Origin of the sequence: Paraburkholderia sp. 22099, from assembly GCF_052045835.1 — a bacterium.
Classification (GTDB): Bacteria; Pseudomonadota; Gammaproteobacteria; order Burkholderiales; family Burkholderiaceae; genus Paraburkholderia; species Paraburkholderia terricola.
Genome location: NZ_JBQEPU010000010.1, coordinates 65,261 through 81,804 on the forward strand (window position 1 = coordinate 65,261; position 16,544 = coordinate 81,804).

Sequence of the window (16,544 nt, forward strand, 5' to 3'; positions counted from 1 at the left end):
CGCATGACCCCGCCACCGACTTTGCTATGATCACTGTATAAACATACAGGTTCCGTGAAAGCCCGTGGCAACAGATGCCCCTTCAAACCCCCCTTACTACCTGCTGAACTTCGAGCGCGCGCTCGCGTGGCTCGCAGAGCGCTACGACGACCTGCTGGATGCACACGAGCAGGCATTCCTGCATGCTTTCGCCGCCTTGCCGCAAGCATCGCGCGCGTTGCTGGTGCGCATGCTGATGCGCAAGGGCACGCTCTTCCGCGCGAGCCGGCTGTCTTACGAAGAGATCGGCTGTCCGTTGCAGGCGGCCGCGCCGTTGGCGGCGCTCGGCTGGGTCGAGACCGAACCGCCGCTCACACTCGACGATCTGTTCGCGCTCACCACGCGCCCCGAGTTGCTGCTGATCTTCGCGGATACCATCGCATGGGTCCCCGGCGCGAAAAACCTGCGCAAAGCCGATCTGCTGGAAGCGCTGCGTCCGTTCCACCAAAACATAGACGACGAAGCACACGCGAGCACGGCGCAACCGCTGTCTATGTGGCACGACCAGACGACCGACCGCGTGCTGCAGGTCGCCATCGCGCCGCTTTGCGAGCGTCTGCGGCTGATGTTCTTCGGCAATCTGCAACAGAGCTGGTCGGAGTTCGTGCTGGCCGATCTCGGCGTGTTCCAGTACGAGAAGGTCGCGTTCGCGCCTTCGTCGCGAGCCTTCCAGCAACGCGCGGACGTCGACGCGTATCTGGCGCTGCATGCGTGCCGTGAAGCGCTCGAATGGCTGCCCATCGGCGAGACGGCGCCGCAAGCGATCGACGAACTGGTCGCCGCCGTCAGCGCGGTCGAAACCTCGAACCCCTGGCTGGAAACGCGCCGCGCGAAGCTGCTGTTTCGCATCGGCCAGTATTGCGAGCGCGAGCAGAACTGGCCCGCCGCGCTGGCCGTTTATGAGGTCTGCGCGTGGCCTGGTGCGCGTCATCGGCGCATGCGCGTGCTGGAGCGCAACGAACGCTTCGACGAAGCCTTCGCGCTGGCCGTGCATGCAGCCGCCGCGCCCGAAAGCGACGAAGAAGCGCAGCGCGTCGCGCGCATGCTGCCGCGTTTGCAACGCAAGCGCGGCGAGCGGGTCGATCGCGTGCCGGCCGTGCGGCCGGTCGAGCGCAGCACGCTCGTACTACCGAGGCCCGCGGCCGCGCAAGCGGTCGAATACGTCGCACGCGATCATCTGACTTCCGACGCCGCGCCGGTGCATTACGTCGAGAACGCGCTGATCAACTCGCTGTTCGGCCTGTTGTGCTGGGAGCCGGTGTTCGCGGCGTTGCCCGGCGCGTTTTTTCATCCGTTCCAGCGCGGTCCGGCCGATCTGCATGCGCCGGATTTTCATGCGCGTCGCGCGGACCGGTTCGCGACATGTCTCGCGCAACTGGAGAGCGGCGCGTATCGCGAAACGATTCTGCGGCATCTGCATGGCAAGGCGGGCGTGCAGTCACCGTTCGTGTTCTGGGGGCTGCTCACGCCGGAGCTCCTCGCGTTGGCGCTCGACTGTCTGCCGGCCGCGCATCTGAAGCTATGGTTCGAGCGGCTGTTGCGCGATATCCGCGGTAATCGTTCCGGTTTGCCGGACCTGATCCGTTTCTGGCCTGCCGAGCGCCGCTATGAACTGATCGAGGTGAAGGGACCCGGCGACCGCTTGCAGGACAACCAGATTCGCTGGCTCGCGTACTGCGCGCAGCACGGCATGCCGGTGCGCGTGCTCGACGTGCGTTGGGCCGATGAAGCCGGCGCGCAGAATGAAACCGGCGCAACGGCCGGCACGGAGGCTGCCGCATGACTTACGTGGTCGCCGTGCGGGCGATGTGCGAATTCACCGCGAGGCGCGGCGATCTCGATCTGCGCTTTACGCCCGCGCCCACGTCTCTCGAAGGCATGGCGGGCCACGTGACGGTCGCCGGGCGGCGCGCGAGCGGCTATGAAAGCGAGATCACGCTGACGGGCACGCATCGCGGCCTGACCGTGCGCGGCCGCGCCGACGGCTACGACCCGGCGGCGAACCGCCTGGAAGAGGTCAAGACCCATCGCGGCGCGCTCGAACGGATGCCCGCCAACCACCGCACGCTGCATTGGGCGCAAGCGCTCGTCTATGGTCATTTGCTGTGCCGCACGCGCGGGCTCGGCGAATTGACGGTGGCGTTGGTGTACTTCGATATCGGCACTCAGAAGGAAACACTGCTGACGCAAACGCATACCGCGCGTGAACTCGAGGTTTTCTTCGTCGAACAGTGCGAGCGGTTTCTCGATTGGGCCGTGCAGGAAGAAGCGCATCGCGCGGCGCGCAACGCCGCGCTCGGCGCATTGCAATTTCCGCATGCGCGGTTTCGCAGCGGGCAGCGTGAACTGGCGGTGTCGGTGTATCGCTGCGCGCGCGACGGCAAGCCGCTGATGGCGCAGGCGCCCACCGGCATCGGCAAGACGCTCGCGACGATTTTTCCGTTGCTCAAGGCGTGTGCGTCGGAGCAGATCGACCGCGTCTTTTTCCTGACCGCGAAGACGCCGGGCCGCGCGCTGGCGCTGGATGCAATCGAGACCTTGCATCGAGGCGCCGAGCGCTTGCCGCTGCGAACGCTCGAACTCGTCGCGCGGGACAAAGCCTGCGAGCATCCCGACAAGGCTTGCAACGGCGATTCGTGTCCGCTTGCGCGCGGCTTCTACGACCGGCTCGATGCGGCGCGCGGCACGGCGCTGGCAGGGCCGCGGCTCGACCGCGCGGCGGTGCGCGAAGCGGCGCTCGCTCACGACGTCTGCCCGTACTATCTGGCGCAGGAACTGGCGCGCTGGGCCGACGTGGTGGTCGGCGATTACAACTACTACTACGACGGCAGCGCAATGCTGTACGCGCTCACGCAGATCAACCAGTGGCGCGTCGGCGTGCTCGTCGACGAGGCGCACAATCTGCTCGAGCGCGCCCGGCGAATGTATAGCGCGTCGCTCGATCAGGCGGCGTTCCGGCTCGCGCGCAAGACCGCGCCGGCCGTGTTGCGCAAGCCGCTCGAACGATTGCAACGCGAGTGGAACGCGCTCAGGCGCGCGCAGACCGACACGTACCAGGTCTATGCCGAGGTGCCCGGCAAACTGCTGTCGGCCGCGCAGAATCTGATCGGCGCGGTCGCCGATCAACTCGCCGAAGCGCCGCTTTCCATCGACGACGCGTCGCTGCGGTTTTTCTTCGACGCGATGCATTTCGTCGCGCTGGCCGAGCAATTCGGCGCGCATTCGATTTTCGACATCACGCTCGCCACGGATCGCCACGCGCCACGCGACAAGACCAGCGCCACGCTATGCGTGCGCAACGTGATCCCCGCGCCGTTTCTCGCGCCGCGTTATGCCGCCGCCCGGACCACGGTGATGTTTTCCGGCACGTTCAGTCCGCATCATTTCTATCGCGACACGCTGGGGCTGCCGGAGCAGACGCAATGGCTCGAAGTGGACGGGCCGTTTCGCGCCGAGCAGTTGCAGGTGCGCGTGGCCGCCAACGTGTCGACGCGCTGGCGCGATCGCGAGCGTTCGCTCGTGCCGATCGTCGAGCTGATCGCACGGCAGTACGCGGCGCAGCCGGGCAATTACCTCGGCTTTCTCAGCAGCTTCGAGTATCTGCAACAGGTTGTGGCGATGATGCGCGAGCGGCATCCGCAGTTGCCGGTGTGGGCGCAGGAACCGGGCATGGACGAAGCGGCGCGCGACGCGTTTCTCGCACGTTTTCGCACGATGCAACAGGGCGTCGGCTTTGCGGTACTCGGCGGCGCGTTTTCAGAAGGCGTCGATCTGGTCGGCCAGCAGTTGATCGGCGCGTTTATCGCGACGCTCGGCTTGCCGCAGATCAACGAGGTCAACGAGCAGATGCGGCGCACGATGGAAGCGAAGTTCGGCAACGGTTACGACTACATGTATCTGTATCCGGGCTTGCAGAAGGTGGTGCAGGCGGCAGGGCGGGTGATTCGCACGGAGCAGGATCGCGGCGTCGTGCATCTGATCGATGACCGGTATCGGCGGGCCGAGGTGCGCAGGTTGTTGCCGCGGTGGTGGGGGATGGGGTAGCGTTTTTGGCCGTCGCTGCGCACGCGAAACCTTGCGCTGCGAACCCCTCGGGTTTCGATTCGTGCGCTTCTTCGCGTCATTCATGCGGCGACGTCGGCCCAGGATTGCCCGGCGTCCCCGGCCCGCCGGCCGGCTTGGGGTCCACCGGCAATTGATCCTCCACCGGCGCGTCGGCCTTCCCGGCGGCCGCTTTCACCGAAGCGCCGGCCGCCGGCGTTTTGTTCGGTGCGTTGCTCGGTGGCTCGTCGTCCGGCGCATCCTTCGGCTCGATTCTCGCCGGCGCGCTCCGCGCGTCCCACGTCAGCAAATTGCGTTGCGGATTCGCGATCACGATGCCGCGCGCGCTGAACTGGTCGACGATGCGCCGGTTGAACTCGCGCTGCACGCCCCAGCGCGCACTGTCGCGGCATTGCATCTGGCCCGCCAGCGTCACCGCCGAGCCGTCCACGGCATCCACGCCCCAGAAGCTGAAGTCCGACAGAATGCCCTCCTTGAACTTCTCGTCCTCGCGTAACGCGGCGCCGATTTCCTTGAGCGTGTCGATCGCCAGATCGACGTCCTGGCCGAACACGATGTTCACCTTCACCGCGGCATTGCCGAGCCCGCGGTTGGTGTTGTTGACCGTCGATACCGAGCTGAACGGCACCGTGTACAGCGAACCGTCGCCGCCGCGCAGTCGGACCGTGCGGATCGACAGATATTCGACGGTGCCCGACACGCCCGCGAGCGTGACCCAGTCGCCGACCTGCATCGCGTTTTCCATCAACAGGAAAATGCCGGTGATGAAATCCTGCACGAGTTTTTGCGAGCCGAAACCGAGCGCCACGCCGAAGATGCTCGCGCCCGCCAGCAGCGGCCCGATGTTCACGCCGAGTTGGCTCAGGCCGGTGAGCACGACCACCAGCGCGATCGCGCAGAACAGCGCGCTGCGCAGCATCGGCAGCAAGGTGCGCAGGCGCGCGGCGCGCACCAGGTCGCCGCTGGTGGTCCAGCGGTCCAGCCGCCGTTCCACCGACACGTTGACGCTTTCCCACACCAGCAGCGCGATCACGGCGGCCACGCCGATCGTGGCGAGCGCCGAGGCGAGCCGATTCCCCACGGTGCCGTTGCGGAACAGATCGCCGACGTCCACGCCCCACACCTGCAACAGCGCCAGCACGGTGGCCACGCCGACGATCCACGAGACGATGCGCCGCATCAGCGGGTAATAGCGATACGCGTGCCGATGCACGAGCGACTTCTCCGCGTCGTCCTGCGCGTCGAAGAAGCGGGCCAGCCCGCCGAAGATCACGATCGACACGACCCGCGCACCCACCAGCACGGCCAGCGACAGGCCGCCCAGATGCAGCAGCGTTTGATAGCCGTTCCGCACGTCGAGCGCCCAGATGAACCACAGCGCCATCACGACGAATACCGCGAGCCACGCCCACGCATCCGCGAGGGCATTGCCGAACATCCGCAGCGATTCGCGCGCGGCGAAGCGCTGGCGGATCAGTTCGCCGACCGGCTTCGCGCATTGCAGGATCAGGATCGAGATCAGGATGTGGCCGGCGAGCGCGACCACTTTCATCAGCGCGAGATGCGCCGCATTGTTCAACCCGAGCGACCGGGCGATCTCCGCGAGCGCCGAACCCGCGCCGATCACGCTGACGATCCGCACGATCCAGCGATGCATGAAGGCGGCCCACGCGTCGCTCATGCGCAACAGGCGCAGGCGCGGCGCGGCCGGTTGCAGAAAGAAGCCGCTGACGATCACGACCACGCGGCACAGCACGTAGATGTCGATCAGCGGCTCGAGCGCGCGATCTTGCGGCGTGCCGTCGTCGATCAGGATCGACATCAGCGCGCTCGCCGCGCCGACGAACACCGCGAGCGGCACCAGCCGCAGCGCCATGCTCAACAGCGCGCGCGGCAGGCGCTGCAGGAGCGTCCAGTGATGCGCCGCCTTCTGTTTGCCTTTCGCCTGGATGGCATCGTCCCTGGGCGAAGCGGCGGGGGATGCGCCGGCTTTCATCGCTTCTGCTTTTATCCGGGCCTCGGTCTCAGCTTCCGACGCGGACGAAGCGGGCAGCGGCGGCGCGGCGTTCGGCGCATCGGCGGGCTGCGGCCTGACATCGACGGGCAGGTCGGCTCGCGGCGCATCGTCCTGATCGCTCTGTTCGCGGCGCGCGGCGATCGCCCGATAGGTGCGCCGCAACAGCCGCCGCGCGAGCCATTCCAGCACGAGCGCGGGCACCAGCGCGGCAAGCAGCGACCACGCGACGTGAATCAGCGTGCTGCGCGCCTGCGAACTGGTCGATTGCCAGTTCCACCAGGCGCGCACCGAGGCGACGTCGAGCAGCGCCGCGACGGAACTGCGCAGCGAGGCGCCAAGGTGGACCGCCCAATGCGCGCCTTGACGGGCCAGTTGCGAGGCCAGTCCATTGGACTTGAAGGCGGCTGGAACAAGGGCGGCGGCGCCGCTTGCCGCAGCCGGCGCCGAGGCGCCCGATGCCCCCGCCGCGGCGGCGGGCGGTGCGCTCAGGGCGCCGGCTGCGGCGATGGCTTGCAGCGTATCGGCGACCTGCGCGCGGCGTTTGGGATCGTTGAGGACGGCGAGGGCCTGGCGGGCCTGCTCGGGCGTCAGCGTGACCGCCGCGCCGGAGGCCTCGGAGGCGGGCGCGGCTTGCGCCAGCGCGGCGACGGCCGGCGAAGCGCCGACGACCAGAACAATGAAAAACCAGACGTGAAGTAGTTTGCGCATAGGGTGCAAGGCGGGAGGCAAGGTGCGGGCGGCAATGCCGCGACACGAGGACCGGTTCGGCGGGGCGATGATGAACCGACACCTTTTTGGTCGTACAAGTTCCTCGATGGGACGTCCGTGGGTCCCGCCGCTCTGCCGGCCGGTCGATCGCAGCACCGGTAGCAGAAAGCTTGCCTGCTAAGCCGCGTTGGCGCGAATGCGCCTGGGATGCGCCTGGACGCGCGGCGCACGCGCGTCCCCGCCGCGCGCGTGCTTAGGCCGTCCCGGCCTCGCGAACCGGCGCCACGCCGAGCGTGCCTTCCACTACCTCGGTAAAAGTCCGCTCCTCGCGCAAGATGAACCGCCTGGTCTGTGCGAACCTGAAATTCTCGCGTGCTTCGTCGTCGGTTCGCAGCCTTGCGCGATAGGTCTCGTAGGCCGCGAGGCTGGCGAATGCGACCAGGCCCCAGGCGATGTCGTTGGTGCCTTCGTGCGGCAGGAAATAGCCGATCAGATGACCGCCGCAGCGCGGAATAATGCGCCCCCAGTTGCGCGCGTATTCGTCGAAGGCATCGCGTTGGAATGGATCGATCTGATAGCGGATGAAACAGGTCAGCGTCATGTGAAAACCCTGGTCGAGTGAGGGTGGGTGGAAGTGGCCTGAACGGGCACCGGTACGCCAGTATGGCGACTCATCGAGCGTGACGTTTCACTGCTTTCTGAAGTTTGGGCTGTGCGTTGCTCGTTGCCCGCAACCTGCGCAACCTGCGCAACCTGCGCAACCTGCGCAACCTGCGCAACCTGCGCAACCTGCGCAACCTGCGCAACACGCGCAACGCACAACCCGCACAACCCGCACAACCCGCACAGCCCGCACCCCGCACCCCGCAACCCGCAACCCGCAACCCGCAACCCGCAACCCGCAACCCGCAGCACCCAACCCGCAGCACCCAACCCGCAGCACCCAACCCGCAGCACCCAACCCGCAGCACCCAACCCGCAGCACCCAACACGCAGCACCCAACCCGCAGCACCCAACACGCAGCACCCAACACGCAGCACAAACAGCGCCGCGCCTCGATGCTCGTGCTTCAGCGCGTATGCGGCGCGGCCGCTTTCCCGCTCGTCTTGCGGATCGTCCACACCGCCAGCGCCGCGCCGGCCAACGCGCACACCGCCGATACCAGCGCAACCGCCTGCAACGCCGCCGCGAGCGCATCGGCTTGAACGCGCGCCACCTCGGTTCGCATGGCGGCGTTCGGCGCAGCCGTTGCGCGGGCCGTCGGCGGCGCGGCCATGCCGATCTGCGTGAGCCGCGCCGCCTCGCGTACCTCTCGCGGCGCATGCAATTCATCGAGCCGCGTCCCGAGCGCGGCATCGTGCGACCACACGAACACAATGCCCAGCACCGCGATCGCCAGCAGGCTCGCCACTCGCGCGACCGCGTTGTTGATGCCCGACGCGACGCCGGTACGCGCGGCGGACACCGACGTCATCACCGTGGTCGTCAACGGTGCGACGGTGATCGTCATGCCGAGCCCCAGTACGGCGAGCGCCGGAAACAGGCCGCGCCAGTATCCGTCGCGCATCCAGGGCAGCGCGAACATCGCGAAACCGAGCGCGGCGATCATCGGGCCGACGCTCAGCAGGACGCGCGCCCCGTAGCGACCCGTCAGACCGCCCGTGAAACGCGACAGCAGGCCGATCGTCACCGGCACCGGCAGCAATGCCGCGCCCGCCTGGGTCGCGCTGTAGCCATCGGCGCGGATCAGCGTGAACGGCAGGAAGAACAGCGCGCCGCTCAGCCCGAAATAGAGCAGCAGCGTGACGAGATTCGCGCCGACGAAATCGCGTGAACGGAACACGTCGAGCGGCACCATCGGATTGCGGCTTTTGGCTTCGAGCGCGACGAAGCCGGTCAGCACCAGCACGCCGCCAACGATCGACGCCAGCACCCAGCGGTCGCCGAAGCCGCGCGTCGACGCGAGGGTGAGTCCGTAGGTCAGCCCGGCGAGCCCCGCGGTTGCCGTGACCGCGCCCGGCCAGTCGAGCCGCGGCGGCGATTCGCCGATACGTCGCCCGTGCGCGCGGGTTTCGCCGTCGTCCTCCTGGCGGCTGTCGGGCACGGCGACAAGCGCCAGTGCGACGGTCGCGCAGGCGATCGGCACGTTCAGAAAAAAGATGGCGCGCCACGAGAACGCGTCGACGAGCCAGCCGCCCGCCACCGGCCCGAGCGCCGACGTGATCGAGCCGACGCCCGCCCATGTGCCGATTGCCCGGCCGCGCTCCGCGTCGTCGAACACCGCGCCGATGATGGCGAGGCTGCTCGGCACCAGCAGCGCCGCGCCGATGCCTTGCACCGCGCGCGCCGCGATCAGCGAGCCGGCGCCCGGCGCGAGTCCGCAGCCGATCGACGCCAGCGTGAAGAGGCCGATCCCGGCGACGAACACGGTGCGCCGGCCGAGCTTGTCGCCGAGCGAGCCGCCCACCAGCACCAGCGCGCCGAGAAACAGGAGATACGCGTTGACGACCCACTGGATCGCCGCGACGCTGGCGTGCAGTTCGGTCTGAATCGAAGGTAATGCGACGTTGACCACCGAGCCGTCGATGAACGCCATGCTGGAGCCGAGGATGGTCGCGGCCAGCGCGAGCTTCTTGCGCCGGCATGGGCGGCCGGAGCCCGCGGGCTGCGCGCGGATGACGAGGGCATCGCACGGACTGGCCTGAGCGGGATGGGCGGAGGAGTGGCGGTGCTCGCGCGCCGCGATATGCTGATCGGCCAAGTCCGCTCCCGTCTGGATGAACGGCTTTCAGCATAGCAACGCCAGGAGGGATCCGATAGGCGCGCGAGGCCTGCCGTGGTCGGGAAAGGCCGGGCAACCCGGCAACCGCAGCCGCAACGGGAAACCGCAACCGGCAACGGCAACGGCAACGGCAACGGCAACGGCAACGGCAACGGCAACGGCAACGGCAACGGCAACGGCAACGGCAACGGCAACGGCAACGGCAACGGCAACGGCAACGGCGACCGCAACCGGGCACCGGCAACCGGCAACCGGCAACCGGCAACCGGCAACCGGCAACCGCAACCGCAACCGCAACCGCAACCGCAACCGGCAACCGCAACCGCAACCGCAACCGCAACCGCAACCGCAACCGCAACCGCAACCGCAACCGCAACCGCAACCGCAACCGCAACCGCAACCGCAACCGCAACCGCAACCGCAACCGCAACCGGCAACTCGCAACTCGCAACTCGCAGCCGCAACCCCGGCAAGCCAGCCCACGCCGTGACGGGTCCCACATCCCCCAAAAAACCAGTTCAGGCGCGCGGCGCTCCGAGTTCAAGCGAGCGAATGCGCCCGCCGCTCGGCCTCGTCGTCGGCGCCCGTGCCGCCGCTGCCGTTCAACGCGCGCGAGGCCGCCGGTTCCTGATGCAGCCGGTTCGCATGCATCAGCCGATACAGCGTTGCCCGTGAAATGCCCAGTTCGGCGGCGGCCTCGGACAACTTGTAGCCGTGCCGCTGCAAGGCATGCTCGATCGCATCTTTTTCGGCTTTGCTGCGGATTTCGGCCAGCGTCACGGCGGGCGCGTTGTCGGCCTCGGGCAAGCCGAGGTCGCCCGCGGTAATGAAGCGCCCCTCGCTCATCACGACGGCGCGGCGCACGCAATTGATCAACTCGCGCACGTTGCCCGGCCACGGATAGTTCGACATCGCGACGATCGCGTCGCTCGACAGCCCGCGCAGTTTGCGCGCGCCGTCCTGCTTGTACATGCTGAGCGCATAGTTGGCGAGCAGCTTGATGTCGCCGCCACGATCGCGCAACGGCGGCTCCACGAGGCGCAGCACGCACAGGCGGTGATACAGGTCGGAGCGGAACCGGCCGTCCTCGACCGCTTTGTCCAGGTCGACGTGGGTCGCCGAAATGACCCGTGCATCGACGTTGATCACGGCGTTGCCACCCAGCCGCTCAATGGTGCCTTCCTGCAGGAAGCGCAGCAGCACCGCCTGGCACTCGTGCGGCATGTCGCCGATTTCATCGAGAAAGAGCGTGCCTTCGTGCGCGCTCTCGATCCGGCCGATCTTGCGCTGAAGCGCGCCGGTGAAGGCGCCGCGTTCGTGGCCGAACAGTTCCGCTTGCAGCAGGCTAGGCGGAATCGCCGCGCAATTGATCGCGACGAACGGGCGGCCCGCGCGCGGCGAGCGGTCGTGAATGGCCCGCGCGGTCAGTTCCTTGCCGGTGCCGGACTCGCCGGCGACGAACACCGGCGCCTCGGTCACCGCGCACTTGTCGATGCGGCGGTACAACTGCTGCATCGCCTCGCATTGCCCGACCATGCCGTGCCGGCCGAGCGACGGCTCCGGCGCGACCTCCACATGCCGCAAGTTCGACAGCCCATGCGCGTGGCCGAGCGCGAACACGAGCCGCTCGTTCAGCCAGGGCCGCGTGACGAAATCGAAGCAATAGTCGAGGATGAAGCGGCCGACCAGTTCATTGTCGGCCTGCCCCGGCGCGATCTGGGCGACCCAGTTGGTTTCGACGCGCCGCATGCATGACGCGAGCGCGGACAGATGCTGGGATGTGCAGTTGCCGGGTAATTCGACGAGGCCGACCTTGATGTTGCCGCGTTCGATCATGCGCTCGGCGGCGGCCGCGGTCTTGGCGTGCACGGCATGCCAGCCGGACGCAGCGAGGAAGTCCGCGAGTTTTTGATCGGGCAAGCTCGACACATAGAGAACGGTGCGTTCGGTGTCGACAGGTGTGCCAGTCGTGTTCATGTTACCCCCGGTTCGATGCTGCTCTCAGCACTGCAGTTCGGCTTACTCGCCAGGCCGGCAAGCGCGCCGATCCTCGGCCAACCAAGCTAGCCCGCTTCCGCGTGAACGGACCCGGGCATGGATTTTCGTCACGGCGATCGAGCCCGGTTGCGAGCAGCCCGGCGGTGACGGATTCACGGTAGCGGCAATGGCGGGGGCGTGATGCGTGCGGCATGAGCCGCGAGGTGCTACGCGTCGGGCGGACAGCGGAACAGCGGTCGTGCTGGCTCCTGCCCGGCGTTTTCATCCCCGAATCACAACAACCGATTCTTGACCTCGTTGACCTCGTTGACCTGATACAGGCGCTCTAGGTGGCGCGTGACTTAACCATAAGCGAAAGATCATTCGAATGCCATACAAACAAATAGGGATTCAGAAAGGATTTTTCGCGCCGATGTTGTCTGTGGCGCCGCTCGACGATAGCCGGCCAAATTCGTTACGAGCGCTATCGCACACATCGCGGCAGGTCGCCTTGCGGCATGGCGAAACCGACCCGGCGTCCAGCCATGCGCCGTGTCTCAAGCGTGCGACATATCGGGCCGCCTGCTCCGCTAGCGTTGAATGCCCACAAGCACCGGCACGAATGACCGACGCTTGCGGTCAAGGTCTGCTGCAAGCGGGCTGGCGCGCCGCCGCCGAAGACCCCGGCTTGCCATGTTCATGCGCAACGCTTCGACGGAGGACTCAATCGTGTGTCGAATACGAATCAACGGCGGCCGAAAGGGGCGGCCCGGCCGTCCGCGCCGCGGTCCGAATCGCCGTGCGACAAGGCTTTCGACCCGCATGGCATGGGCGTTGCACTAAGCGATTCACAGCGAAAGCATTGCCGCCCGATGTGACGCACGGGGAAGCAGCGGTTGGAGCAGACCGGCGGCAAATAAAGACTTCGCAAGCGCGGCCGGGGAAGCCAGTGCGTTTTGCGAGGGTGCGGCGGGGCCATTGAAAAACGGATGTCAATAAAGCGGGGCGAACTGCCGATATACAGATATCGGTCGTTCGCGAACGGACAACGTGAACGCGGCCCCGCCACTTTTTTCGTCCGACTGGATGGAACCGAAGTTGCAGCCGACGTTGAAGCCGAAGTTGAAACCGCAGTTGACACCGCAGTTGAAACAATAACGACAGGCATCGCGCTCATGCGGTTCGCGATCGATGCATGGAACAGGGAAGGGGCAGCGCTCGGCCAGGACCAGCCGGCGCGAGGAAGCGGGGAGAACGGGCCAGGAGCCTTCATAGAGAGGCGCGTGTTACGAGCTGAACCGGGCGCCGTGCCGCGCATTTGCGCGAGCACGGTCCACCCGCAAACGGCCCCGGGAAGGGGGCAACACATTGGGGGTTGTCATGAACAAACTGACCAGCAAGCCGACCATCGCATCGTCGTTGGACCGTCAAGCCACGGTGCGTACCGCTGATGTCCGCTATCAACGGCATGTGGCGCCGCCACGCGCGCTGTTCGCCACGCCTTCGGTCGATCTGCAGACGCTCGTGATCGCCGACGCGCTCAAGCGCAAGGCTCAGGCGGAGATTCAGCGCGAGGCGCTGCGCGACGCGATGTTCGAGATGCCGGCATCGCCCGAATGGACGCGCGATCGCGAGGCGGGCATTCAGCCATCCGATTTCGAAGACTGAAGTGCTTACGCGTCGATCGTGATCGGCGTGGCATCGTCAACCGAACGGCGTTAGACCGGAGGAGACCCCGCATGATCGACGTCTTTCTGCTTTCGTCCAGCACGGAACGCGCGCCGCACATCATCGCGCGCCTCGACGAAAGCGGCGTGCCGTACCGGCTGCGCGCGGCGCACGGCACGGCGCGGCAACTGCGCGTGCATGCCCGCGCGATCAGAAGCGCCGATCTGCTGATCGTCGACGACGTGCATCTGGGCGCGCGCGAACTGGACGGCGTCGAGGAGGCGCTGGCCTGCACGCCGACCTTGCATTGCATGCTGGTGACGCCGGCGCCTTCGGCCGCCTTGCTTGCCGTGGCGGCGCGCATCGGCGTGCGGCATGTGCTGCCGTGGCCGCTCGACGCCCATCAGATCGCCGCCGCGCTCACCAGGATCGCGGCGAACAAGAACATGGATCTGCGCCGCGCCGGACGCGTCGTCTCGCTTGCATCGAGCAAGGGCGGCAGCGGCACCACGTTGATCGCGGTGAATCTCGCTTACTCGCTCGCCGCGCCCGGCAACCGGCGCGTGCTGCTGATCGACCTGAGCCAGCAGTTCGCCGATGCGAGCCTGCTCGTGGCCGACAAACCGCCGCCCATCACGCTCGCCGATTTGTGCTCGCGGATCGAGTTCCTTGACGCCGCCTTGTTCGAAGCATGCGTGATGCATGTGCACGCGAACCTCGACGTGCTCGCGGGCGCGGGCGATCCGCTCAAGGCCGCGGAGTTGCTGCCCGCGCAACTGGAGCGCATCCTCGCGCTGGTGCGCGAACGTTACGACGCGGTGCTGATCGACGTCGGGCAAAGCCTCAATCCGCTGACGATCCGCGCACTCGACGCGAGCGATGCGATCTGCATGGTGGTGCGGCAGAATCTGCTCTATCTGCACGGCGGCCGACGCATGCTCGACATCTTCAAGGAACTGGGTTATCCGGCCAGCAAGGTGCGGGTGGTGGTGAATCAATACGACAAGAACGCGCCGATCAACCTGCCGACACTCGAACACACGCTCGGCGCGAAGGTCGCGCATCAGCTTCCGCGTGACGACCGGCAGGCCAACGAGGCGCTCAACCGCGGCGTGCCGCTCGTGACGTCGGCGAAAGACAGCGCACTGGCGCGCGGCATCGGGCTGCTTGCCGACATGCTGTGGCCGGCCGCCGCCGAGCGCCGCAAAGGCGTGCTCGGCCGTTTGCTTCCGATATCGCCGGGCTTGCCGCGGCGGTTCAAGCCGGGGCATTGAACGCATGGCGTCAGGTTGAATGCCTGCGCTTACAATGCGTTCATACGATCCCCGCAACCATGCTCTTCGACACAAAAATGAGTCACCCCAACACCGAACTGATCGAGCGTTTCTACACCGCCTTCCAGCGGCGCGACGCCGAAACCATGGTCGCCTGCTATGCCGACGACGCTGTCTTCAGCGACCCCGCATTCGGCGAGTTGCGCGGCGAGGAAGTGCGCGACATGTGGCGTCTGCTGGTTGCGCGCGCACAGGATTTCTCGCTGACCTTCGAGGGCGTCGACGCCGATGACACGAACGGTCGTGCCCATTGGACCGCCAGTTATGTATTCAGTCAGACGGGCCGCCCGGTGGTCAACCGGATCGACGCGCGTTTCGTGTTTCACGACGGACGCATCGTCGAGCATCGCGACACGTTCGATCTGTGGTCGTGGATGCGCCAGGCGATGGGCGTCAGAGGCACGCTGCTCGGCTGGTCGCCGTTGGTCCAACGGGCGATCAGGACGCAGGCGCGTCGAGGGCTCGATCTGTATCGGCGCAGGCAGCGCAGCGCCTGATACGACGACCAGGCTTGCCACGCCTGGTGTTGCGCTTGCCACGCCGCAGCCAGTCGATGCAGTATTTTCGTCATCTGGACGAATGGGAGTGCCAATGCCCGTAGTCGATGCCGCATGGCAGGAATGGCTGGTCAGCAACGTCGCGCGCGGCTGCAGCATGGACTCGATGATCGACGCGATGGTGCAAGCCGGTTTTGCCGACGAGGCCGCGCGTGCCGCCGTGCACGCCGCGTTCGGCCGGAAAGCGGCGAACGCGGCGAACGCGGCGAACGTGGCGAACGCGGCCGCCGGCGCGACCGAGGCCGTGCTGACGAAAGCCGCGCCGCACGCTTACCAATACGATCAGTCGCCGGTCGCGCGCGGCAACGTGATTCGCGCGCACGATCGCGACGTCCGCGTGCTGATGCGCTGCGAGCGCCCCGAGTTGATCGTGTTCGCGGATGTTCTTTCGCCCGACGAGTGCGGTGAGATGATCGAGCGCTCGCGGCATCGGTTGAAACGTTCGACCATCGTCGATCCGGCCACCGGCAGGGAAGACGTGATACGCAACCGCACCAGCGAAGGCATCTGGTATCAACGTGGCGAGGACGCGTTCATCGAGCGGATCGAGCGGCGCATTTCGAGTCTGATGAACTGGCCGGTCGAGAACGGCGAAGGATTGCAGATTCTGCGCTACGGCGCGACCGGCGAATACCGCCCGCATTTCGACTACTTTCCGCCCGATCAACCCGGCAGCGCGGTGCATACCGCGCAGGGCGGCCAGCGCGTGGCGACGCTGGTGATCTATCTGAACGACGTGCCCGACGGCGGCGAAACGATTTTTCCGGAAGCGCGCATCTCGGTCGCGGCGAAGCAGGGCGGCGCGGTGTATTTCCGCTATATGAACGGCTCGCGTCAACTCGACCCGCTGACCTTGCACGGCGGCGCGCCGGTGCTCAGCGGCGAAAAATGGATCATGACGAAGTGGATGCGCGAGCGCGCCTATGGATGATTTTTTTGCTGCGGTGCGCGGCGCTGCATGCGTTCATGCTGTCTTGTACACGTCGGGATTGTGCAGCTCCATATAACGCTCGGGGTTCGCCAGTTCACGGAAGCCGTGCGGCCTGTACACATGATGTGCGTCGGTCGTCACCAGCACGATTCTGCGTAGACCCGTGAGCGATGGGCTGGCGAAAACGTGCTTCATCAACGCCGACGCATAGCCCTTGCCGCGATAGTCCGGCAGCACGAAAACGTCGCACAGGTAGGCGAACGTCGCCTCGTCGGTGATCAGGCGCGCGAAGGCGATCTGCCGGCCGCCGACATAGCCGCCGAAACATAGCGAGCCCGCGATCGCACGCTCCAGCGTGTCGCGCGGCATGCCCTTCGCCCACGCTGTTTGCCGTGACAGGAATGCATGGATCATCTCGATGTCGAGGTTGGCCTTGTCGCTCGAAATCGTTAGTTCGGCTGCTTGCAC

11 protein-coding genes are annotated in these 16,544 nt (G+C 66.7%); 6 read left to right on the plus strand and 5 right to left on the minus strand.

What is annotated here, in order from left to right:
* Positions 1-64: 64 nt before the first annotated feature.
* A complete protein-coding gene (locus ACTJLC_RS12035) occupies positions 65-1,822 on the plus strand; it encodes a VRR-NUC domain-containing protein (RefSeq protein WP_310135222.1) in 1,758 nt (585 codons plus the stop codon).
* Positions 1,819-4,083: an ATP-dependent DNA helicase gene (locus tag ACTJLC_RS12040; RefSeq protein ID WP_073429954.1), complete on the plus strand. Its 2,265-nt coding sequence runs from the start codon at positions 1,819-1,821 to the stop codon at positions 4,081-4,083. The genes ACTJLC_RS12035 and ACTJLC_RS12040 overlap by 4 nt, the downstream gene beginning before the upstream one ends.
* A 76-nt stretch (positions 4,084-4,159) precedes the next feature.
* On the opposite strand, the gene ACTJLC_RS12045 is transcribed toward ACTJLC_RS12040, so the two are convergent.
* From ACTJLC_RS12045 to ACTJLC_RS12060, 4 genes are all read right to left on the minus strand, one after another.
* Positions 4,160-6,826 (minus strand): mechanosensitive ion channel family protein, encoded by a 2,667-nt coding sequence (locus ACTJLC_RS12045; RefSeq protein ID WP_310135221.1) that lies wholly within the window; start codon positions 6,824-6,826, stop codon positions 4,160-4,162.
* Positions 6,827-7,079: 253 nt separating this feature from the next.
* Positions 7,080-7,427: an NIPSNAP family protein gene (locus tag ACTJLC_RS12050; RefSeq protein WP_310135219.1), complete on the minus strand. Its 348-nt coding sequence runs from the start codon at positions 7,425-7,427 to the stop codon at positions 7,080-7,082.
* 469 nt (positions 7,428-7,896) lie between these two features.
* A complete protein-coding gene (locus tag ACTJLC_RS12055; protein ID WP_310135218.1) occupies positions 7,897-9,588 on the minus strand; it encodes an MFS transporter in 1,692 nt (563 codons plus the stop codon).
* Positions 9,589-10,149: 561 nt separating this feature from the next.
* Positions 10,150-11,586: a sigma-54 dependent transcriptional regulator gene (locus ACTJLC_RS12060; RefSeq protein ID WP_154873176.1), complete on the minus strand. Its 1,437-nt coding sequence runs from the start codon at positions 11,584-11,586 to the stop codon at positions 10,150-10,152.
* 1,380 nt (positions 11,587-12,966) lie between these two features.
* On the opposite strand from ACTJLC_RS12060, the gene ACTJLC_RS12065 reads away from it, so the two are divergent.
* The 4 genes from ACTJLC_RS12065 (at position 12,967) to ACTJLC_RS12080 (ending at position 16,076) form a co-directional block, all read left to right on the plus strand.
* Positions 12,967-13,254, plus strand: coding sequence for a hypothetical protein (locus ACTJLC_RS12065; RefSeq protein ID WP_154873178.1), 288 nt, complete (start codon positions 12,967-12,969; stop codon positions 13,252-13,254).
* A gap of 71 nt (positions 13,255-13,325) precedes the next feature.
* The gene (locus ACTJLC_RS12070; protein ID WP_440844080.1) at positions 13,326-14,528 is read left to right on the plus strand and encodes an AAA family ATPase; all 1,203 of its coding nucleotides are present in this window, start codon (positions 13,326-13,328) and stop codon (positions 14,526-14,528) included.
* A gap of 77 nt (positions 14,529-14,605) precedes the next feature.
* Complete coding sequence (locus ACTJLC_RS12075; RefSeq protein WP_073430014.1) at positions 14,606-15,085, plus strand: nuclear transport factor 2 family protein; 480 nt, start codon at positions 14,606-14,608, stop codon at positions 15,083-15,085.
* Positions 15,086-15,179: 94 nt separating this feature from the next.
* Complete coding sequence (locus ACTJLC_RS12080; protein ID WP_310134332.1) at positions 15,180-16,076, plus strand: 2OG-Fe(II) oxygenase; 897 nt, start codon at positions 15,180-15,182, stop codon at positions 16,074-16,076.
* Between the two features lie 33 nt (positions 16,077-16,109).
* Here the strand turns inward: ACTJLC_RS12080 and ACTJLC_RS12085 are convergent, their stop codons facing one another.
* Positions 16,110-16,544, minus strand: a complete 435-nt coding sequence (locus tag ACTJLC_RS12085) for a GNAT family N-acetyltransferase (protein WP_310134330.1) — start codon at positions 16,542-16,544, stop codon at positions 16,110-16,112.